The sequence below is a fragment of the Anaerocolumna sp. MB42-C2 genome (assembly GCF_030913705.1).
In the GTDB taxonomy this organism is placed as follows: Bacteria; Bacillota; Clostridia; order Lachnospirales; family Lachnospiraceae; genus Anaerocolumna.
Window position 1 is genome coordinate 54,658 of record NZ_CP133190.1, and the last position, 20,497, is coordinate 75,154.

The 20,497-nt window shown below is 35.6% G+C and carries 23 protein-coding genes and 1 riboswitch; of the genes, 16 read left to right on the forward strand and 7 right to left on the reverse strand.

Going from position 1 to position 20,497, the window contains the following annotated elements; genetic code table 11:
• Positions 1–4 precede the first annotated feature (4 nt).
• The 6 genes from thrS to RBU59_RS00310 all read left to right on the forward strand — a co-directional run bounded on the left by thrS (position 5) and on the right by RBU59_RS00310 (position 3,448).
• Positions 5–1,897 (forward strand): threonine--tRNA ligase, encoded by a 1,893-nt coding sequence (gene thrS / locus RBU59_RS00290; RefSeq protein WP_308145894.1) that lies wholly within the window; start codon positions 5–7, stop codon positions 1,895–1,897.
• Positions 1,898–2,201: 304 nt separating this feature from the next.
• On the forward strand, positions 2,202–2,348 hold the full coding sequence (locus RBU59_RS28545) for an FmdE family protein (RefSeq protein ID WP_330698447.1): 147 nt from the start codon (positions 2,202–2,204) through the stop codon (positions 2,346–2,348).
• Complete coding sequence (locus tag RBU59_RS00295; protein ID WP_330698448.1) at positions 2,345–2,728, forward strand: FmdE family protein; 384 nt, start codon at positions 2,345–2,347, stop codon at positions 2,726–2,728. The genes RBU59_RS28545 and RBU59_RS00295 overlap by 4 nt, the downstream gene beginning before the upstream one ends.
• 195 nt (positions 2,729–2,923) lie before the next feature.
• Positions 2,924–3,121, forward strand: coding sequence for a hypothetical protein (locus tag RBU59_RS00300; RefSeq protein ID WP_308145895.1), 198 nt, complete (start codon positions 2,924–2,926; stop codon positions 3,119–3,121).
• Positions 3,090–3,335: an iron chelate uptake ABC transporter family permease subunit gene (locus RBU59_RS28715; RefSeq protein WP_442871724.1), complete on the forward strand. Its 246-nt coding sequence runs from the start codon at positions 3,090–3,092 to the stop codon at positions 3,333–3,335. Before RBU59_RS00300 ends, RBU59_RS28715 begins: the two co-directional genes overlap by 32 nt.
• Positions 3,299–3,448: a hypothetical protein gene (locus RBU59_RS00310; protein ID WP_308145896.1), complete on the forward strand. Its 150-nt coding sequence runs from the start codon at positions 3,299–3,301 to the stop codon at positions 3,446–3,448. The genes RBU59_RS28715 and RBU59_RS00310 overlap by 37 nt, the downstream gene beginning before the upstream one ends.
• Positions 3,449–3,691: 243 nt before the next feature.
• Here RBU59_RS00310 and RBU59_RS00315 read toward each other — a convergent pair whose 3' ends face one another.
• The 4 genes from RBU59_RS00315 to RBU59_RS00330 all read right to left on the reverse strand — a co-directional run bounded on the left by RBU59_RS00315 (position 3,692) and on the right by RBU59_RS00330 (position 7,348).
• Positions 3,692–4,114, reverse strand: coding sequence for a permease (locus RBU59_RS00315; protein ID WP_330698449.1), 423 nt, complete (start codon positions 4,112–4,114; stop codon positions 3,692–3,694).
• 354 nt (positions 4,115–4,468) lie between these two features.
• Complete coding sequence (gene pstA / locus RBU59_RS00320; protein ID WP_308148660.1) at positions 4,469–5,338, reverse strand: phosphate ABC transporter permease PstA; 870 nt, start codon at positions 5,336–5,338, stop codon at positions 4,469–4,471.
• On the reverse strand, positions 5,331–6,242 hold the full coding sequence (gene pstC, locus RBU59_RS00325; RefSeq protein WP_308145897.1) for a phosphate ABC transporter permease subunit PstC: 912 nt from the start codon (positions 6,240–6,242) through the stop codon (positions 5,331–5,333). The genes pstA and pstC overlap by 8 nt, the downstream gene beginning before the upstream one ends.
• A gap of 116 nt (positions 6,243–6,358) precedes the next feature.
• Positions 6,359–7,348 (reverse strand): phosphate ABC transporter substrate-binding protein, encoded by a 990-nt coding sequence (locus RBU59_RS00330; RefSeq protein ID WP_308145898.1) that lies wholly within the window; start codon positions 7,346–7,348, stop codon positions 6,359–6,361.
• Positions 7,349–7,978: 630 nt separating this feature from the next.
• Between RBU59_RS00330 and RBU59_RS00335 the strand changes: the two genes are divergently transcribed.
• From RBU59_RS00335 to RBU59_RS00360, 6 genes are all read left to right on the forward strand, one after another.
• The gene (locus tag RBU59_RS00335) at positions 7,979–8,236 is read left to right on the forward strand and encodes a hypothetical protein (RefSeq protein WP_308145899.1); all 258 of its coding nucleotides are present in this window, start codon (positions 7,979–7,981) and stop codon (positions 8,234–8,236) included.
• 259 nt (positions 8,237–8,495) lie between these two features.
• On the forward strand, positions 8,496–9,311 hold the full coding sequence (locus RBU59_RS00340) for an MBL fold metallo-hydrolase (protein ID WP_308145900.1): 816 nt from the start codon (positions 8,496–8,498) through the stop codon (positions 9,309–9,311).
• 481 nt (positions 9,312–9,792) lie between these two features.
• Positions 9,793–10,527, forward strand: a complete 735-nt coding sequence (locus RBU59_RS00345) for a 4Fe-4S double cluster binding domain-containing protein (protein WP_308145901.1) — start codon at positions 9,793–9,795, stop codon at positions 10,525–10,527.
• Positions 10,528–10,558: 31 nt separating this feature from the next.
• The gene (locus tag RBU59_RS00350) at positions 10,559–10,912 is read left to right on the forward strand and encodes a hypothetical protein (protein ID WP_330698450.1); all 354 of its coding nucleotides are present in this window, start codon (positions 10,559–10,561) and stop codon (positions 10,910–10,912) included.
• A 53-nt stretch (positions 10,913–10,965) separates the two neighbouring features.
• The gene (locus RBU59_RS00355; protein WP_308145902.1) at positions 10,966–11,403 is read left to right on the forward strand and encodes an NUDIX hydrolase; all 438 of its coding nucleotides are present in this window, start codon (positions 10,966–10,968) and stop codon (positions 11,401–11,403) included.
• 83 nt (positions 11,404–11,486) lie between these two features.
• Positions 11,487–11,786, forward strand: a complete 300-nt coding sequence (locus RBU59_RS00360) for a hypothetical protein (protein ID WP_308145903.1) — start codon at positions 11,487–11,489, stop codon at positions 11,784–11,786.
• A 183-nt stretch (positions 11,787–11,969) separates the two neighbouring features.
• A riboswitch (cyclic di-GMP riboswitch) is annotated at positions 11,970–12,048 on the forward strand.
• A gap of 456 nt (positions 12,049–12,504) precedes the next feature.
• Here RBU59_RS00360 and feoB read toward each other — a convergent pair.
• Together feoB and RBU59_RS00370 are read right to left on the reverse strand one after the other, a co-directional pair.
• Entirely contained in the window at positions 12,505–14,649 is a 2,145-nt protein-coding gene (feoB, locus tag RBU59_RS00365) for a ferrous iron transport protein B (protein WP_308145904.1), read from the reverse strand.
• A 93-nt stretch (positions 14,650–14,742) separates the two neighbouring features.
• The gene (locus tag RBU59_RS00370) at positions 14,743–14,982 is read right to left on the reverse strand and encodes a FeoA family protein (RefSeq protein WP_308145905.1); all 240 of its coding nucleotides are present in this window, start codon (positions 14,980–14,982) and stop codon (positions 14,743–14,745) included.
• 283 nt (positions 14,983–15,265) lie between these two features.
• On the opposite strand from RBU59_RS00370, the gene RBU59_RS00375 reads away from it, so the two are divergent.
• Complete coding sequence (locus RBU59_RS00375) at positions 15,266–15,613, forward strand: cupin domain-containing protein (RefSeq protein ID WP_308145906.1); 348 nt, start codon at positions 15,266–15,268, stop codon at positions 15,611–15,613.
• 182 nt (positions 15,614–15,795) lie between these two features.
• Here RBU59_RS00375 and RBU59_RS00380 read toward each other — a convergent pair whose 3' ends face one another.
• On the reverse strand, positions 15,796–17,469 hold the full coding sequence (locus RBU59_RS00380) for a ribonuclease J (protein WP_308145907.1): 1,674 nt from the start codon (positions 17,467–17,469) through the stop codon (positions 15,796–15,798).
• 620 nt (positions 17,470–18,089) lie between these two features.
• On the opposite strand from RBU59_RS00380, the gene RBU59_RS00385 reads away from it, so the two are divergent.
• The 3 genes from RBU59_RS00385 (at position 18,090) to RBU59_RS00395 (ending at position 20,489) form a co-directional block, all read left to right on the forward strand.
• Complete coding sequence (locus RBU59_RS00385) at positions 18,090–18,416, forward strand: ArsR/SmtB family transcription factor (RefSeq protein WP_308145908.1); 327 nt, start codon at positions 18,090–18,092, stop codon at positions 18,414–18,416.
• Positions 18,407–20,047 (forward strand): FAD-dependent oxidoreductase, encoded by a 1,641-nt coding sequence (locus RBU59_RS00390; protein ID WP_308145909.1) that lies wholly within the window; start codon positions 18,407–18,409, stop codon positions 20,045–20,047. The genes RBU59_RS00385 and RBU59_RS00390 overlap by 10 nt, the downstream gene beginning before the upstream one ends.
• Positions 20,048–20,141: 94 nt before the next feature.
• A complete protein-coding gene (locus tag RBU59_RS00395; protein WP_308145910.1) occupies positions 20,142–20,489 on the forward strand; it encodes an ArsR/SmtB family transcription factor in 348 nt (115 codons plus the stop codon).
• Positions 20,490–20,497: the final 8 nt, after the last annotated feature.

The following is a 20,497-nucleotide window of genomic DNA, read 5'->3' on the forward strand; positions in this document are numbered from 1 at the left end:
AACTATGAAGATTCATTTAAAAGATGGTTCAACAAGAAACTATGAAAATCCGGTTTCCGTTCTGGAAATTGCAAAGGATATAAGTGAAGGCCTTGCACGTGCCGCCTGTGCAGGCGAAGTAAATGGTACAGTTGTTGATATAAGATATAAAATATCAGATGATTGCAGTCTTTCTATCTTAACGTTTGATGATGATAAAGGGAAATCGGCATTTAGGCATACTACTTCCCATATTCTGGCTCAAGCGGTAAAAAGACTGTATCCGGATACAAAACTGGCGATTGGTCCATCGATTGAAGACGGTTTTTATTATGATTTTGAATTCGATAAACCATTTACTAATGATGATCTGCAGGCTGTGGAAAATGAAATGAAAAAAATAGCGAAAGAGAATCTGGAAATCAAAAGATTTACTCTAAAAAGAGATAATGCTAAAGCACTTATGAAAGAAAGAGGAGAAAATTATAAAGTAGAATTGATAGAAGACCTGCCTGAAAGTGAAGAGATCAGTTTTTATGAGCAGGGAGAATTTGTTGATTTATGTGCGGGACCTCATTTACTCAATACCAAAAATGTTAAGGCTTTTAAACTTACAACGATAGCCGGGGCTTATTGGAGAGGCAGCGAAAAAAATAAAATGCTTACCAGAATATACGGAACCTCATTTCCCAAAAGTTCAGAATTAGAAGAGTATTTATCAAGAATAGAAGAAGCAAAAAAAAGGGATCACAGAAAATTAGGAAAAGAACTTGGATTATTTACTATAATGGATGAAGGACCGGGTTTCCCGTTTTTTTTGCCAAAAGGAATGATCCTTAAAAATATATTAATTGATTATTGGAGAAAAATTCATGAAAGAGAAGGATATGTAGAGATATCAACACCGATGATGCTGAACCGGAATCTATGGGAAACATCAGGACATTGGGACCATTATAAAGCAAACATGTATACAACTAAAATTGATGAGGAAGATTTCGCCATAAAACCAATGAATTGTCCGGGAGGTTTGTTAATCTATAAATCCGTTCCCCATTCCTATAAGGAACTTCCTATCAGAATGGGAGAATTAGGACTGGTCCACAGGCATGAAAAATCAGGTGCACTTCATGGTTTAATGCGGGTACGCTGTTTTACTCAGGATGATGCTCATATTTATATGACAAAAGAACAGATAACGGATGAAATCAAACGAGTTGTTCGTCTGATAGATGAAGTATACAGTAAATTCGGATTTAAATATCATGTTGAGCTGTCAACAAAACCGGAAAACAGTATTGGAAGCGATGAGGATTGGGAGGTTGCTACCAATGGTCTAAAAAAAGCACTTGATGAGCTGCAAATGCCCTATGTGATAAATGAAGGGGATGGAGCCTTTTATGGGCCCAAGATTGATTTCCATCTGGAAGATTCCATCGGCAGAACCTGGCAGTGCGGAACAATACAACTGGACTTCCAACTACCCTTACGTTTTGAAGCGGAGTATATAGGGGCAGATGGTGAAAAGCACAGACCGATCATGATCCATAGAGTAGTATTTGGCTCTATTGAAAGATTTATCGGTATTTTGATCGAGCATTATGCCGGGAAGTTTCCGGTCTGGCTGGCGCCGGTGCAGGTAAAGATCCTGCCAATTTCAGAAAAGTTCGGTTCTTATTCAAAAGATGTAATGATGAAATTCAAAGAAAAAGGCATCCGCTGTGAAATGGATGAGCGGGATGAAAAAATAGGATATAAGATACGAGAAGCACAGCTGGAAAAAGTTCCTTATATGCTGATTTTAGGGGAAAAAGAAACAGAATCAGGAAAACTGTCAGTTAGAAGCCGGGAGAAAGGTGATATGGGAACCTTAAGTTTTGAAGAAGTTTGTGAAATAGTACAAGAATCAGGAAAGTGATAGAATTATTAGAAAGAGTATATTAATAAAATACTTGCGAAGCAATTTTATCGGAATAACTCGAAACAATACCCAAAGTCTAAAAAGATATAGATCTTTATTTTGACGGATACTGGGTATTGTTTTTTTACTTAAAAGCAGTGAGAGGATTTTATCAGCTCGATAATTGTAAAAGAACTGATTAGATAAAATATTCATTATTTTGCATTTTGTATCCTTATGGGGGGCTTGTTGGCAGCTTTTGGAAGTGCTAGACTAATTTAAGATTGGAAATATAAAGATTAAAATATGGGAGGATATCAAAATGGATAATGATAAACAATTATGGAATAAATGTGTTGAATTTCACGGACACATATGCGGAGGATTAACAATTGGCTACAAAGCGGCGTTGTATGCGATCCAATTATTGGATGTGGATTTTTCTGAAGATGAGGTGTTGTCTGTGTGACGGAAAATGATGCCTGTGGAGTAGATGCGATTCAAGTTATCTTAGGCTGCAGCGCAGGGAAAGGAAATCTCATATTTAGGATTAGAGGAAAACAGGCATATTCCTTTTACAACAGAAAAACAGGTAAATCTGTCAGAGTGGTTCTTAAAAGCATGCCAGATATGGTCAGGGAAGAAAGAGAGCGATACCTTATGAATCATGAAACCTCCGAACTATTTGATGTAAAAGATACAACTTATACATTACCGGAAAGAGCAAGGATTTTTAAGTCTGTAAAATGTGAAAAATGCGGTGAGATGACAGCGGAAAGTATGATAAGACTGGAAGACGGCAAAAAGCTCTGTCTGGATTGTTACTCACCCTACAGCAGATCTATTTAACCATACAAGTAATTTTTCCGCTTATAAGCAAGCATAAGTGGCGGGTAGGGGGTTAACTTTTTTCAGTCAGATAGTAGGCTCCGATGGAAATGTCTGTGCGGCAGGTATAAAAATCGAGAGCAGCGCAGAAGACCCAGAATCTCTGATTTAACGAATTAGAAGAAATGAAATATGCGTATGAGGTGTACATAAATAATGAAACTGAATTTAGCTAAATTAGTAACACTTATGTTAATAATCACCACACTTATTACAGGATGCGGTAATCGCACGTCCTCTGCCGATAATATAAATGATAAATCAGCTGCAACAAGAGTGATTACCGATGCTTCTGGAAGAGAAGTTGAAATACCGGAATTCTATGGTAGTCGTATTACTTTTGTCCGGACTTAAAAGTTTATCTCCGGAATCCCTGATACTTGCCGGAGTTGCCTTAAGTTCGTTATTCAGCGGAGGTTCTGCCCTGCTTCAATATTTTGCAGCGGACGTACAGGTAGCTGCTGTTGTGTTTTGGACATTTGGAGATATTGGCAGAACAAGTAAAATTGGTCTTTTGAAGAGGCTTGTGGTATGTATATTAACCGTGCCAGGACATATAAGAACATAAACAAGGATGAAGAAGAAAAGATGAAGCAATTTCTTAAGTCAAAACTGAAGGATGGTTTGATTGATGAAAGGGTAAATACTACGATTACAGCCTTATACTGGAGTAAAAAATAGTTTACGCGATTGATGGTAACAAAGTTAAAAATGGCTTACTTCAAAGGGTAAGCCATTTTTTCGGATATCATTTATTAATCTGCAAATCATATTATGATATAGATGGAGGAAAATTCCAGCTCATAGTCTATTAATTCAAGTCCTTTGCTTTTTCATAAAGAACTTCAACTTCATTTTTAGAGATTATTTTCGAAAGAATAAAAGCGATTATGATAATACCGGGAATATCAATTAAAAGTCTGGTTATAGCAAATCTACTTCCCAATGCAGCCGTTTCGAAAAGAAACATAGGAATTTTGGTGTGGACCAGGCACCTATAAAAATTAAAATATTCATGAATTTTACACCTTTTTTCATAAATACTGCTGTAACAGGAAATGCACCGTACAGAGGTCCGGCAGCGGCTGATCCAATTAAGATGGCTAATAATACACCTTTAAGTCCGGAACCTTCTCCCATATATTTTACCATGGTTTCTCTTGGTACCCAGACGTCAAGCAGACCAAGTAAGATAAATATAGGCGGAATTACATGTAACATTTCTTTTATTGAATTTCCTGTAATAGTCAGAGCATTCAGCCCTATTTTGGGGATAAACAGGACAAGTATAACCATCATAACCAGTACAATTATAAAAACACGATATCTTTTTAACCATTTTTTCATTTCTAAATCACCACCAATCCAATTATGATTGCAACGATAAAGGAAAAAATAAATGCCAGGATATTTCTGAAAATAGATATTTTTTTACCAAAATATTTGATTTCAACAGGTTTACACAGACGCAACTTTCAAATGGGGTGTTAAATCAGGAAAAGAGCTCGAGAAACTCTGTGATGGCCTGTTGCTTATTGATGAAAAAAGCTTTAATTGCAAGATGAAAAAATTTTCTATTAGAGGAAGACTATTTGCTGTTATTCCTGTGATATGAAACTTTAATAATCGGATTGCCATTTTTTCGTTATAATGAAAGTAACAACAACTAATTTCTTTCTATTGCTGTCGAAGAGGGAAAGCTTATGGTCTATACATCATTTTATCCATTTTTCTGCTTAACATTCTCGCTATTATACTAAAGCTGAATACTAAAAGAATCAGAATTGCCGAAGAAATATTAGCTATCTGTACTGCATTAGGAGCCAGAGATTCTGTTCTGGAAGCCCAGATATGTAATGCCAGGGTTTCTCCCGGACGGAATGGATTAATAGGGCAGTTTGGGGAAGTAATATCCCAATTAGACCAATTAATATCCGTACCCATACCTGCAGTATATAGAAGCGCAGCTGCTTCACCAAAACCTCTTCCAGCTGCTAAAATTACTCCGGTAACGATTCGTGGAACACATGCCGGGAGCAACACACGGACAATTGTCTGCCAATATGTGGCCCCAGTGGCCAAGCTGCCTTCTTTATATGATTTTGGTAATGATTTAAGAGCATCTTCCGTAACTGTTGTTATTAAAGGAATGCTTAAAATTGACACTGCCAAAGCACCAGCCATTAGATTCCACTTTGAACCGGTCATAACGATAAATACGAGATAACCGAATAAACCTACCACGATGGATGGCAGAGAAGAAAGTGTTTCAATACAGATTCGTATAAAAGAGGTAGTTTTATTCTTTTTTGCATATTCTCCCATATAAATACCTGCAATTATACCAAAGGGAACACTAACTAATAAGGATAGAAATACTAAATAAATTGTATTAAATAATTGATTTCCTATTCCTTTTTTATTAAAAGCCAAAAGCGAAAAGTCAAAATTTCGGAATCCTATCAATAAAATATATACTATAAATAATGCTAAAAAGAGAATAAAACAACTGGCACCTATTATGATTCCCGTAGTCATCATTTTATCTATTAACTTAGCTTTGTTATACATTTCTTTCAATTTTTTTGGTTCCTTTCCGCGAGATAAAATGTACAAAGAATATAAAAATAAGTGAAATAATAAATAAGAGTAAAGCCATTGTCCATAATGCCGTATTATATTCCCCACCTTCCGCAGCTCCACCCATGTCCGATGCAATGGCAACTGTCAAATTTGAAGTGGGGGAAAGTATATTTTTTGGAAAGGCACGCATTTTACCAATTACCATGGCTACTGCCAATGCTTCACCAAAAGCACGAGCAAGTCCCAATATAATACCTGTCAATATTCCTGATTTGGCTGAAGGAAGTATAACATGGCAGATGGTTTGCCAGCGGGTAGAGCCCAATCCATAAGCTGCTTGTTTATATTCATTTGGAACACTGGCGATGGCATCCGATGCAACTCCGGTTATAGAGGGGAATATCATTACTGCTAACACAATTCCGGCTGCCAATACAGAAAATCCAAGTGGCGCTTTTAAATACTTTTGAATAAATGGAACCAGGACAGTAAGACCGATCCAGCCATAAATAACCGAAGGAATTCCTACAAAGATTTCTACAGCAGACCGAAATAAGCTTCCTACTTTTTTTGGTGCAATTTCTGTAAGAAAGATAGCGGAAGCCAGACAAAAAGGAGTTACAATTACTAAAGCAAGTAAGCAGGTACTTATAGAGCCAAATATATAAATAGCAGCACCTACTTTACCTCCGCCTTGAAAATCATCAGCGGGTGTCCAAGCTTGTGAAAATAGAAACTCTGTCACGCTATGATGATATTTGGTAAAGGTACCAATTCCTCTATAAAATAAAAAAGCACCAATGGAGAGAGTAAGTATAATCATTAAAAATCCACATGCTGTTACAATACTTCTTCCTAAATATTCTTTTTTAAACATAGTATACTTGAACAATGAAGTATTCCTCCTTGCAAAAGAAACTGCTGCAATGAATACTAAAACAGCTGAAAATTGTTTTTACGTATCATCCTTGCATCAGTTCCTTTCAATTCTTATAAATGATGTTCCCTTTATCTGGTCACTGTCATTTTTGAAGCAGTATTATAACCAAGAGATTCCATAACCTGACCATATTCATCTGACATTATATAATCGATAAAAGCTTTTACAGCACCAGCAGCTTCACCTTTTGTATACATATGCTCATATCCCCAAACAGGATAACTTCCATTGTATGTATTTTCCAGTGTTGGCTCAACCTTATCAATGGCCATTGTACTTACGGTATCATTATTAACCAAATATGATAATGCGACATAACCGATAGCACCTTTCTGGTTAGCAACGGTTTGTAATAAGGTACCGGAGTCATCTGTTTCCAAAGAGGCATTAGATGCTTCTTCATTGTTATCTAAAGCATATTCTTTAAATAATGCACGAGTTCCGGAAGTAGTAGGACGGGTGACTAATACAATCGGTTCATTGGGACCGCCGACATCTTTCCAATTAGTGGTTTTTGCAGTAAATATATCAATTAATTGTTGTTTCGTTAAACTTTTTACTGTTTCGGCTACATCTTTATTAACAATAGGTGCCATAGTGATTACACAAACTTTATGGTCAACCAAATCCTTAGCCTGATCAGCTTCTAATTTACTTTCAGCTTCAACATCAGAATTTCCGATATCTACACTGCCTTCTGCTACTTGTTTTAATCCCATACCGGAACCGCCGGCACTTAAAGTAATGGAAACATCAGGGTTCTTTTCCTGAAATTTATCAGCTGCATCTTGAGCCAAAGGTAATAATGCTGAAGAACCGGAGCCTGTAATACTGCCGCTTACGCTTTCCTGTGTCGCTGCGTCTGTTGGAGCAGTAGTCTGTGTATCAGTTGATTGAACTTCTTCTGTAGGCTGGGGTGTATCCGTAGGCTGATCGGACCCAGTTTCGCTTTGAACATTACCGCTTCCTGTTTCTGTGTTTGAATTCTTCGAACAACCTGCCATGCTAATTGCTAATACGGATATTGTTACTAATGCAATCAATTTTTTTAATTTCATAATTCTTTCCTCCTATATAATAATTAGGTAGTTTTTCTACCCAAGGAGGAATTATAGGACTAAATTGTAAATTTAAAATTATGCTTTTGTTAATTTATGTAATACTAATGTAAATATAAATTAAGGTTATATATAATTTTTTCAATCAATAACTAAAATGAAAAATTATATTTACCAATTTCAAAGTTGGTAAAATAAAAAAGAAAAAAAGGAATAAATCGCATAAATTCAGTATTCTTGTACAAAAGGTAGCAAAACAAATGGGAATGTAATAAAAGCTGAAAGGCAACTTCATCGTAGGAAGCTGCAAAGCAGATGGGAAGTATTTAGGCTTTCTAACTAGGTAGGAAATGAAGCATTTGAATACACGAGAGTATTAGAATATTAAAAGTTAAATAAACCGTAGCCTTATCTTTTAGGGTTACGGTTTTTTATATTTATAGCTACAATAATCTGATTATCCTTGTAATTTAAACCAAGCTACTCATAGTTCAAGTAAATGAAAGCATAACATATTTTGGTAGAAGAATGGATAATAATGGGGTATAATAATATAAAAGTAGCTCTACATATTAACAAACAATAAAATATCATTATAAGATAAAGCGCAAGTTAAAGTAATTAATTGATGTGCTAGATATTAAATTTCAAAAAGCCTTTACTACTTTTTCTGATATAGCTTCTTCATTGCCTCAAGAATTGTTAAATTTGTTAGCTGTTATTATTTCCTTAGTAGCAATGTTAACAGTAATTCGTAAAGAATATTACCTTGTTTTTTCTATTGCGGATGTTTTGGAGCAATACAAGTTTAAAAATAGAACATTATCTATATTAAATCTAATGATTATCGTAAAAATATTTGATATTGCTAAGGACTGTATGATTTAACCAACCATATAACGCTGCTTTTTTGATGTATTTACTTCCGAAGTGGACGACCATGGAATTGATTTTGTAGTAAGGGGAAAGAAGAGCTATTGATTTGATACTGTTTCAAAGGGCGAAAATGCTTTTATAAAAACGTAGTGTAAAACAGAAATTTTTAGAGAAGGTGAAATCGTGAAGATTTTTTTATGTATGCATCCCAAGAATCGCTTATCCTCTGTGCAACTATGAAATTAATATTGTACAGAGGAGTGTATATTAAATGAATAGATTAAATAAACCAGTTATTACGCGTGAAACAATTAAAGAAATGGAAGATATGTCATTCTTTATCCATGCTAAGATTTTTAATGTCTTATTAATTGTTGCACAAAAACAGACGAATTGTTTTGTACTAAAATCAAGTGAGGGTCTCATAGTAATAGATGCCATTTGGCCGGCAAAAGAAGCTTTTGAGGCAATAGTTGATGCAATCAAAGATGTAGGGTGGAACCCTGACACAATAAAAGTACTAGTTTTAACACATGGACATGTTGACCATACAGGATGTGGGAGATGGTTTGTTGAAAAATATAATGTTACCACATATCTTTCGAAAGCAGATGATAATTTTTGGAGAGAGCATCCTACAAAACCTGATAGACCGGAAACGTGGAAAGATTATAAAATCGATGTTTATATTCATGATGGTGATACCATTACATTAGGCGATAAAACAATATATGTCTACGAAACGCCTGGTCATACTCCGGGAGGATTAAGTTACATATTTCCAGTAAAGGAAGATAATGAAATACATATGGCAGCATTATGGGGAGGTACAACACCACCGTGGACAAAGTATGAAGTGGAGCAATATGTCAAGTCATTAGATTATTTTATCAATGTAGCTGTATGTAAAAAAGTAGATGTTGCTTTGAGTAATCATATAGCTGTGGATAATGGCTTGGAAAGAATTATGTATTCAAAAGCAAGAATGGACTATATGCCCAATATTTATATTATCGGGCAGGATGGATTTTATAATTTTTGTCAGGTATTTCGTACACTGAGTTATGAGATGCTGGAAAAATTATGAGAAAAGCACGCCTATGAACTTCAGTTTGCCAAGATATTATATTTGTTTGATTTTCTGAAAGACAGTCATATGAGTAATTAGAAAAGTCAAAATGAAGATAAACCTATCAACTATCAATTTTTCTGGTTGGTAGGTTTTTCATATCTATGAGACATATTTTAAGATATCGATTATGATATTTAAAGGAATAAAGATTTAAAAATGCGCAAATACGAGAAAATATAAGTGACAACTGGTTATTTGTTGAGGGCAAATGGAATAAATAGGTAGAAATCTATTTTTGGTGATGCTATAATTTGTTTAATAGTTCGAAATTAATGGCAACTGCTTATGAATTTGCATCAATGATATGACAAATAAGAAATTGATTAACTGCAGGAGGATAAATTTATGAAGATTTTATTTATTAATCTTCCGTATTATGGTCATGTAATTCCAACACTTGATAAATCTGAATGTTTGAATTGGAACGAGGTGCTGAATGAATCAAGAAATTGAACGTATTTTATTAGAAAATGGTGCATCTATGGTCGGCTTTGCAAAGATTGATGAACTATATAGTAATGTGGATTTGAATGTACCAAGAAGTGAAGATACGGCAACAGAGCCAATAAACATACCGAATTATCCATTTGGAATATCTATTATTCTTGCCCACCCCAAAGATGTTATAAAGAACATTCATCATGCTCCTACCATGGATTATTATAAAGCATATCATAGATTAAATAATAAGCTGGATAATTTAGCAATTCTATGTGCTGAATACATAAAGGAGCAAGGTTATAATGCATATCCGCAAACGGTCTCAGCTACGAAAGAATATGGTATATTTCGAACAGTAATGCCTCATAAGACAGTAGCCGTTCATGCAGGATTGGGCTGGATTGGAAAGAGTGCATTATTTATTACAGAAAAATATGGTTCAGCTGTTCGATTAACATCGGTACTGACGGATGCTCCATTGGAATATAACAAACAAATAATGACATCAAAATGTGGAAGCTGCATGCTCTGTACATCCGCATGTCCAGGGAAGGCTATTTCCGGACGTGTTTGGAGTCCTGGGCTTGACCGTGATGAATTTTTTGATGCTATGGCTTGCAGGAAGAAAGCAAGAGAAATTGCAGCTAAAACGATTGATAAGCAAATCACACTGTGTGGTAAGTGTATCGAAGTATGCCCATATACCAGAAAATATACACTCGATATATGACAAAGAAATACAAGGGAATGCGGAGGAAAAAATGATAATGAATTGTGAATTTTGGTTGGCATTAGATAATTTAATAAGTCAATCTGAAATAGTAATTGATAGACCAAAAGGGACTGCTCATCCAAGATATCCGGATTTTATTTATAAAGTGGATTATGGCTTTCTGAAAAATACTACCGCTATGGATGGAGCAGGAATCGATGTATGGGTTGGAACGGATGAAAGAAAAAGCATCGATGCAATCATATGTACCGTTGATTTAATGAAGAGAGATTCAGAAATTAAGATACTGATTGGATGCACGGAGGAAGAAAAAGAAATTGTTTATAAAACTCATAATGAATCAGAACATATGAAAGGTATTTTAATAAGACGGGAAAAATAAATAATAGATTCTTAAATTATAATTTTACTGATTGTAAAACAGGGGAGATGTCTATGCTAAAAGTAAATTTTTACGATAATATCGATGACAGTTTATTGAAATTTGCTGTTATTGTATCGAAAAGTCAAGGTAAATGGGTGCTCTGTAAGCACAAGGAACGAAGTACCTATGAATGTCCAGGCGGGCACAGAGAAGCGGGAGAGGATATTTTATCAACTGCAAAAAGAGAACTTTATGAAGAAACCGGTGCAATAGAATACTCCATAATGAAGATATGTGTTTATTCGGTATGTGGTAATGATGGAGTTGTTGAAAATAGTACAGAGACTTTTGGTATGCTATATTTTGCTGATATTACAAAGTTTGAAGAACTGCCGGTATTTGAAATGGAAAAGATAGAATTATTTAATAATCTGCCTGATAACTGGACTTATCCAGAAATTCAACCCAAATTAATGGAGAAAGTACTTAGTGTTATTGAATATGTATAAAGGACTCTATAGAATTATATAGGCTTCTAAAAAAGGAGGGCGTATTTATAACGGAACAAGTCGGTGGTGATAATGAGAGGGATTTGGTAGAAATGGTTTTGCCAGGAACTGAAAAACCATTTCCGCATTTGAATCTTAAAGAACAGCGTAAAGTATTTGAAGATGCAAGATTTGAAATTATCCGGGCCGAAGAAGCCTATAGACCTATTCAGTTTTATGATGTTGGTGCATTTGTATGGTTTGCACACATTATAGAATGGGAGTTTCCGGATTTTTCAGTGGAAAAGTGTTTTTCACAGTTATTAGAAATGCAGAGAATAATTGAAAAAAGCGGTAAAATTAAAGGAACTATACATCGATACTTAATTATTGCGAAGAAATAAGTTTTTTATGCCAATAATATTAACAGCCACAGATATTTTAATCTAATAACGTAGAATTTACTAAAGGCACAGAAAATTCCGTGTCTTTAGTCTGTATAAATAACTCTATTGACTTTTAGACTTATATACTCTAAATTTTGTTTATGAGGAAATTTATGAAATTTTATAAGTATTTTGAAAATGATATTATTCAGGCAAACTTATCGAAAGGTAAGGATGCAAAGCTAAAGGACCGCCAATAATACGGTAGCCAGTTGCGATACGGTTATTACCCTGGTGCCAAAACGCATCGGGGTTTTTCTTTGCAATAGAGAAAATACAAAATTTTTTTCACATTTATAAAAACCAACCTCTCTCCGCATTCGTTTTATTAATATAGGGGAAAATAAGAAGGGAGGTAAAGGATAAGAAAATGAATTTGATATCAAAGATACTAAAATAAATCGCTCTGGAATTTCGAATTCCAAAAGAAATTGATAAGAATTTGTTTCAAAGAGGCTTCTTTTGTTTCTTCTTGTTGTTCTTATATATATCGGAAACTTAGTTTCCGGTGGTTTTCTTGCGCTTTATGGTATCGTAAAATACCGCAGGTTGTTAGAGAGGTATGACCTCCGATACAGGAATTATCTACGGGAAAATTTAAAGGCATCAGGACCGCAAATCTTGATGCCTTACTTTGCAAGTAAGTGAGAAAAGCTTACAAAATGTATTTGTTAATTTAGCCCAACCCTAATAAACGTACTGTACTGGCAACTATAAAGCAAATAACTACACCGGATAGTGTCGGGATAAGAAATGAAACTGCCGTCCATTTTAAACTGCCGGATTCTTTCCGGATTGTCAGGCAGGTGGTACCGCAAGGCCAATGCATTAAAGAAAATAACATAGTACATATGGCTGTGAGCCAAGTCCAGCCATTCGATACCAGTAATGTTCTTAATTCTGACAGGTTATCCAGTTCCACCATGCTTCCTGTGGCCATATAACTCATGATAATAATGGGCACAACAATTTCGTTGGCGGGAAAACCAAGGATAAATGCCATCAGGATATATCCGTCCAGTCCTAATAATTTTGCGAAAGGATTTAAGAAAGCCGCACAGTGAGACAGCAGGCTTAGATCTCCTATCTGTATGTTAGCCAAAACCCAGATGATAACCCCGGCAGGAGCGGCAACGAGAACTGCACGGGCCAGAACAAATAATGTCCGGTCAAAAATGGATCTAACAATTACTCTTGCCACTTGAGGTTTCCGGTAGGGAGGAAGCTCCAGAGCGAAAGAAGAGGGAAGGCCTTTTAGTAGTGTTTTGGAGAGTAACTTAGAGATTAGCAAGGTCATTACTACGCCCAATACGATAACTCCTGTTAGCATTAGTGCAGCTAGTATTGATTGGAAAGGTCCTGCCACTCCTATAAAAAACATGGTTATAATCGCGATAAGGGTGGGAAATCGACCGTTACAGGGAACAAAATTATTCGTTATCATTGCAATCAGCTTTTCTCTCGGTGAGTCTATGATTCGGCAGCCGATAATACCGGCGGCATTGCAGCCAAAACCCATGCACATAGTAAGTGCCTGTTTTCCGTGGGCACAGGCCTTTTTAAAGAAATTATCCAGGTTAAATGCCACCCTCGGCAGATAACCCAAATCTTCCAGAAGTGTAAAAAGAGGAAAAAAGATTGCCATAGGCGGAAGCATGACAGAAACAACCCAAGCCAAAGTACGGAATACACCTAATACCAACAGACCATGCACCCAGGAAGGAATTCCTGCCCAGTGACAAAATGAGGTGAGACGGTCCTCCGTCCAAAACAGAAAATCAGCAATCATACTGGAAGGATAATTGGCTCCGGTAATTGTCAGCCAGAACACGATACCCAGAAGACCAATCATTATGGGAATACCAAAAATCCTGGAAGTCAGAATATGATCGATTTTACGGTCTGTCTGGTTATAGGTTTCATCTGTGTAAGTAACAACTTCTTTCCCTATATTTTCTGCTATACTTACAATTTGAGATACGATTTTATCTCTCAGGTCATCCTCATTGATACCGGCTTTCATTAATTTATTTTTTGCTTCTTTTACATTAAGGGAAATATTTTCACAAGACATAAGATTAACTTTTAAGTACTTTTGCAGAGGCTCTAATAATGATTCATCTCCATCAAGCAGTTTTAAAGAAACCCAACGGCTGTTAAGTGTATCTTTTATAAGCTCTTTTACGGATGGTTCCAAAAGCGCAATTGCTTCCTCAATGATATCATCATAAGTTATTTTAATAGGTGTATTTATCCTTATTTTATTTGTAATATCATAAACAGAATCCATAAGTATATTAAGTCCCTTTTTGCTTCTTGCATTGGTACCGATAACTGGAACCCCCAGTAATTCAGACAGTTTATTTAAGTTGATATTGATTTTCTTTCTCCTGGCTTCATCTAAAAGATTAACACAGACTACAACTTCAGAAGTTATCTCAAGTGTTTGAAGAACCAGATTTAAATTTCTTTCCAAGCAGGTTGCATCGGCTACGATTACCGTAGTATCCGGATTTCCAAAACAAATAAAATCCCTGGCGATTTCTTCTTCTTCCGAATTGGCCATTAAGGAATAAGTACCCGGTATGTCTACTAATATGAAATCGGTGTCCTTATGCCTGTATTTCCCTTGTGCATTTGTAACTGTTTTGCCGGGCCAGTTACCGGTATGTTGGTTCAGCCCTGTAAGGCCGTTAAACACAGTACTTTTTCCTACATTGGGATTTCCACCAAGTGCGATTACTTTTTCTTCACTGGTATTTGCAGTCTTAAGTCCTTTTTCTAAAACGCCAGCTCCTGTAGAATGGCTAGTCAGCCCCATTTTTATGTTACCTCCTGATATAAAATGAATAAGTTAATAAAATAGAATATATAACCATGACCAGAAAATGTGGCTTCATGGTATATATTTAATTTATAGAGCTTCCACCAGGATTTTTGAAGATTCTTCTGTACGTAACGCAATAACAGCACCTCTGATCCGGTATGCAATCGGGTCTCCGGAGGGACTCTTTTGTAAAGCTTCTACCTCTGTCTCCGATATTAAACCAAGGTCCAGCATTCTTCTTCGGCTCATACCGTTTGCGGTAAGTGCCTTTACTTTTGCTTTTCTGCCAACCGGAAGCAGGCTTAATGGAATCATATTTTCATTCATAATGAAACCTCCTAAAAAAGGAAACTTATAAAGTTAGTCGTATCTAAAAATTTTAATTTACACTAACATATGAAAATTAAATGAAAGTGTTACGCGTATAAAGATATAATAATGATATAATTTTAGAGGACTAAGGTAAAATTTTACTTGATAATCAAATAAAAAAGTATTATATAAACAGTGTTATGAAACACTGTTTTGAATCTGGGAGGAAAATGCAGTTATTTTTTGCCCAAATTTGGGTATAATAAAGCTTAAGCTTTAATTAAAGGAGGATTTATCTATGAACAAGTTTATTTTTAATGATTATTTTCATGAGCCACAGGGAAAAATTGCCAAGCGAATGCTGTTCAAAAGCGATAATGTAATTGCCTTTATTCTAAACATTGCAAAAGGGGAAATACTACCGGGGCATACACATCTAGAATCAACCCTATTCCTGCAGGTCATGGAAGGAAATTCCAAGGTTGTCACGGATGGCAATGAAACCTCGTTGCAGGTGGGCGAGTTAATGCAGGTTGATGGGCAGGAAAGTTTGCAGGTTATAAACACCGGTGAAGATGTCTTGCGCCTTTACGTCACAATTTCACCAATGGGTTCAGAGGCCTTTGCAACAGATGCAAATATTTAATAACTTATCTTTATACTTGCTATGAGATAAACTTTTTATCGGTATTGAAAACGGCTGGACTTTCCAGCCAAAAAACGGTATTTATTTCCGGTCATTTTTAGGCAAATAAAATCCAGCACTTTTCATATGTTGATAAGCGGTTTAAGCGATTGCCTTTGAGCACTTCATTGTATTAGCTATAGCTAAGCTTCCATAATAATCGGTAAAATCAGTGGACTTCTCTTCAATTTCTTCCATAAAAACTCATTAAGGTCATCTTTTATCTCTGTTTTAATTTTGTTCCACTCGGTTATATTATTGCGAATACATCTATCTAAAGTTATATTTACTACTTTCTTGGCTTCAATCATTAATTCCTCGGATTCCCTTACATAAATAAATCCACGGGATACCATATCAGGGCCTGATAGAAGTTGATTCGTTTGTTTTTGTAAAGTAAGCACAACGATGATAAGCCCATTTTCTGAGAGATGTTGTCTATCACGAATAACAATGTTTCCAACGTCTCCGACACCAAGACCGTCTACAAAAATGCCCTTAGCCGGAACCTGAGCTATAATTTTTCCCTTTTCTCCTGATAATTCCAATACATTACCGGATTCCAATACAAAAATATTTTCTTTTTTGATTCCTAAAGTCTGAACTAATTCGGCCTGAGCGGTACGATGCCTATATTCTCCATGGACAGGAATTGCATATTTAGGTTTTAGTAATGCATAAATTAATTTGATTTCCTCTTGGCAGGCATGCCCTGAAACATGGGTATCCTGGAAAATTACATTTGCACCTTTCCTGGATAATTCATTGACTACTTTTGAAACTGCTTTTTCATTACCAGGTATTGGTGTAGAGCTGAAAATAATCGCATCACCTGGTTTTATTGTAACCTTTTTATGGCTTGAATCGGCCATTCTGGATAGTGCAGCCATTGCTTCCCCTTGGCTTCCTGTAGTTATAAATACCAATTGTTCATCCGGATAATTCCTCATTTGTTCCACTTCAATTAACGTCTTATCCGGTATTTTTATATATCCTAATTCAGAAGCAACGTCTATTACATTTACCATACTTCTTCCTTGCACGATAACTTTTCTGCCAAATTTATAAGCCGTATTGATAATTTGCTGGACACGGTCAACATTTGATGCAAAAGTCGCAACAATAATTCGGTTTTTCTTGTTTTCCGTAAAAAGATTGTCAAAAGTTCTTGCTACCATTTTTTCTGATACTGTAAAGCCTGGTCTTTGTGCGTTGGTACTATCGCAAAGAAGAGCAAGTACGCCCTTTTTCCCAATTTCTCCAAATCTCTGCAAATCAATCGCATCCCCAAATAAAGGAGTATAATCAATTTTAAAATCTCCTGTATGAACGATAATTCCTGCCGGAGAATAGATCGCAAGGGCAGATGCATCTGCTATACTATGGTTCGTCTTAATGAATTCAATTCTAAAAGCGCCTAAATTTATGGAACCACCGTGTTTTACAACTTTTCTTTTTGTCTTTTTTAATAAATTATGTTCTTTCAACTTGAGATCAATTAGACCTACCGTTAGTTTAGTCGCATAGATGGGTACATTTAACTCCTTTAAAATATAGGGCAGGGCACCAATGTGATCCTCGTGTCCATGTGTGATAATAAATCCTTTAACTTTCTCCTTATTTTCCATTAAATAAGTAATATCCGGTATTACTAAATCGATACCTAACATGTCATCATCCGGAAATGAAATGCCGCAATCCACGACAATAATACTGTTTTCATATTCAAAAGCAGTGATATTCATACCAATTCTGTCTAAACCTCCAAGCGGTATGATCTTTATTTTGTTATTTTTTATTTCTTCGTTTTTTTTCAATCCTTTATTCCTCCAGTTACTATTTGAGTTTTTAAACTCTAAAAAGACTTATTTTATATGGATATACTGTGCTGGAAAGCATAGTATATCCAAATTTGTACCATGATTTACCTAATCTTAATGTTTCAGTTCCCATTCATAAAAACTTCTACATATAAAACATCTGATTTATAACAACGCTTCAACTGTTTTACTTTTATTTTTCTGGTGGCATAATTTTGGCAGGGAATTGCCGATTATAAATTAATTTACATTACTTTTCACAAAACTGTAATATCGTTTGATAGTACAATCTTTTAAAAGCTTAGACAGGTATTGCAAAATAATTCCGGACACATTAGTGCATTTATTATAGCAGTTCTTTGTCTATAAAGTCAAATGATTTATAAAAGCAAGCTATTAAAAGATTTTTATAATATAATTATTACAATGTTAAAATCGTCTTTGAAATAATTCTTGATATAATATTGATACACTAAATGGGAAAGCTAATCCTATAAAATATTTTTTGATTATACTAAATTTACATTAGCATATTGACAACTATCAATATCAAAGATATAATCTGAATATAGATATATTTCTATATCATAGACAAACTTCTATGCGAGGTGATAAAAATGCAATATCCATATACTGATTATGTACCAATCTTTAAAGCGCTTGCTGATGAAACAAGACTTAAAATTGTAGAAATGTTATCCTGTGGTGAAATGTGTGCCTGCGATATATTAGAACCCTTTCAGATCACACAGCCAACATTGTCTTACCATATGAAAATCTTAACCGAATGTGGTCTTGTTTCAGGCAGGCGTGATGGAGCCTGGATGAGGTACCGTGTGAATGAAGAAAAAGTAAATATGGTAAAAGAGATGTGGAATTATATAACAACAGATACGCAATCCTGTATCTGTAAAGTGAAAAAGGAGGTAAATAAATGCGAATAATAATTATAGGGGCAGTAGCCGCCGGTACCAGCGCCGCGGCCAAAGCCAGAAGAAACAATGAAGAAGCTGAAATTATTATTTATGAAAAAGATAGCTTTATCTCTTATTCCGGATGTGGTATGCCATATTATATCGGGGGTGAAGTGGAAACGGCAGAAGAACTGACTCCAAGAAATCCGGCTTTTTTTAAGAGTAAATACAATGTAGATATTTTTATAATGCATGAGGTAATAGCGATTCATCCGGATGATAAGACAGTTATTGTCAAAAACTTATGCACCGGAGAGATGTTTACAGATCATTACGACGGGCTGATCGTTGCCACCGGAGCAAGAGCAGTAGTGCCTCCTGTTAAAGGAGCAGATAGGGAACATGTTTTTACCTTACGTAACATAGGAGATATGAATCGAATTAAAACATATATTAACATGAAGAATCCCAGTACGGCGGTGATTGTGGGTACTGGTTTTATTGGTCTTGAAGTCTGTGAAAACTTAAAAAATCTTGGTATAGAAGTAACTCTGATGGAAAAACTGCCACAAGTCACACCCGGGTTGGACAGTGATATGGCAGTGTATGTGAAAGAACATATCGAAAAGAAAGGTGTTACAGTATTGACCGGTGTCTCTGTTAGTGAGATAACCGGTGACAGCGTAATTTTATCTGATGGGCAAGTAATAGAGGCAGAAATGGTTCTTCTCTCCACTGGGGTTCGTCCGAATACAGAGTTAGCGAAAACAGCGGGGATTGAACTTGGTGCTTCAGGAGGTATCAAAGTAAATAGTAAAATGAAAACCAGCCAAAAAGATATTTATGCATGCGGCGATTGTATAGAGCAATTTCATGTAATAACAGGAAAACCTATTTTTCGTCCGTTAGGCTCCACTGCCAATAAAACAGGACGGATAGCAGGGGATAGTATTACAGGAGGAAACTTGGAATTTAGGGGCATTCTTGGTACCGGAATTTTCAAGATTTTTGATTTGTCAGTAGGACAGACTGGGCTTTCTGAGCGGGAAGCAACGGAGCAGGGATATGAAGTTGTCATATGCCATAATATTAAACCGGATAAGCCGGAATATATGGGCGGTCAGGAATTAATAATTAAAGGAATTGCCGATAAGACAGACGGAAGAATCCTGGGAGTTCAAATCATTGGTTCAGCGGGTGTTGATAAACGCATTGATGTATTTGTGACTGCCATTACTTTTAAAGCAAAAGCAGAGGATTTATTCCATCTTGATTTGGCTTATGCCCCGCCTTTTTCCACCACGAAAGATCCAGTTATGTATACAGGTATGATACTTGAGAATGCGATCCATGGAGGCAGACCGCTTTTGACCGCGAAACAATTGGATAAACTAATGGCATCAGGAGAAAAATACACACTGATTGATGCCAGGGTTTCCCCGCAATATGAAAAAGAGCATGTGGAAAATGCAAAGAGTATACCTCATGCTAATTTAAGAGCTGCTGTCGAGGAATTAGATAAAGATACCATTGCAATTACTTATTGCAATAAGGGGGTTACCGGTAATGCAGCCCAGAATATTCTAATTAATAATGGATTCAAAAAGGTATACAATCTTTCCGGTGGGCATAAACAATATAAAAAATCACATAACCAATAAAATCATATAACAATTGTAACAAATGGTTTTATAAATGCATACTATATGATTAAATGCTCATATGCAAATATAAAAATACAGGAGAGGTTTAAAGATGGTGGATATTTTTAAAGCTTTGTCGGAGCAAAACAGATTAAGGATATTATCTTTACTGCTGGAAGATGAATTATGTGTCTGTGAAATCATTGAATCTCTTAAAATGACTCAGGCCAATGTTTCACGCCATTTAACAGACCTAAGAAAATGCGGTATATTGGAGAATTATAAACGGGCCCAATGGACGTATTATAAGATAAACAACAGATTTATTATCGAGAATGGGGAACTTTGGTTCTATCTTAAAAAAAATCTGAAAGAACTTCCATCTTACACGGAAGATATGGAAGCCTATCAAAAATGCAGAGCGCAGGATTTATGTAATTGTATGAAAAAACCACATTAAAATTAAAG

Excerpts from the sequence above, each read along its gene's own strand:
- thrS (WP_308145894.1), top strand. The coding sequence starts at position 5 with ATGAAGATTCATTTAAAAGATGGTTCAACAAGAAACTATGAAAATCCG.
- RBU59_RS28545 (WP_330698447.1), top strand. The coding sequence starts at position 2,202 with ATGGATAATGATAAACAATTATGGAATAAATGTGTTGAATTTCACGGA.
- RBU59_RS00300 (WP_308145895.1), top strand. The coding sequence starts at position 2,924 with ATGAAACTGAATTTAGCTAAATTAGTAACACTTATGTTAATAATCACC.
- RBU59_RS28715 (WP_442871724.1), top strand. The coding sequence starts at position 3,090 with ATGGTAGTCGTATTACTTTTGTCCGGACTTAAAAGTTTATCTCCGGAA.
- RBU59_RS00310 (WP_308145896.1), top strand. The coding sequence starts at position 3,299 with ATGTATATTAACCGTGCCAGGACATATAAGAACATAAACAAGGATGAA.
- RBU59_RS00315 (WP_330698449.1), bottom strand. The coding sequence starts at position 4,114 with ATGAAAAAATGGTTAAAAAGATATCGTGTTTTTATAATTGTACTGGTT.
- pstA (WP_308148660.1), bottom strand. The coding sequence starts at position 5,338 with ATGTATAACAAAGCTAAGTTAATAGATAAAATGATGACTACGGGAATC.
- RBU59_RS00330 (WP_308145898.1), bottom strand. The coding sequence starts at position 7,348 with ATGAAATTAAAAAAATTGATTGCATTAGTAACAATATCCGTATTAGCA.
- RBU59_RS00340 (WP_308145900.1), top strand. The coding sequence starts at position 8,496 with ATGAATAGATTAAATAAACCAGTTATTACGCGTGAAACAATTAAAGAA.
- RBU59_RS00345 (WP_308145901.1), top strand. The coding sequence starts at position 9,793 with ATGAATCAAGAAATTGAACGTATTTTATTAGAAAATGGTGCATCTATG.
- RBU59_RS00350 (WP_330698450.1), top strand. The coding sequence starts at position 10,559 with ATGATAATGAATTGTGAATTTTGGTTGGCATTAGATAATTTAATAAGT.
- RBU59_RS00355 (WP_308145902.1), top strand. The coding sequence starts at position 10,966 with ATGCTAAAAGTAAATTTTTACGATAATATCGATGACAGTTTATTGAAA.
- feoB (WP_308145904.1), bottom strand. The coding sequence starts at position 14,649 with ATGGGGCTGACTAGCCATTCTACAGGAGCTGGCGTTTTAGAAAAAGGA.
- RBU59_RS00370 (WP_308145905.1), bottom strand. The coding sequence starts at position 14,982 with ATGAATGAAAATATGATTCCATTAAGCCTGCTTCCGGTTGGCAGAAAA.
- RBU59_RS00375 (WP_308145906.1), top strand. The coding sequence starts at position 15,266 with ATGAACAAGTTTATTTTTAATGATTATTTTCATGAGCCACAGGGAAAA.
- RBU59_RS00385 (WP_308145908.1), top strand. The coding sequence starts at position 18,090 with ATGCAATATCCATATACTGATTATGTACCAATCTTTAAAGCGCTTGCT.
- RBU59_RS00390 (WP_308145909.1), top strand. The coding sequence starts at position 18,407 with ATGCGAATAATAATTATAGGGGCAGTAGCCGCCGGTACCAGCGCCGCG.
- RBU59_RS00395 (WP_308145910.1), top strand. The coding sequence starts at position 20,142 with ATGGTGGATATTTTTAAAGCTTTGTCGGAGCAAAACAGATTAAGGATA.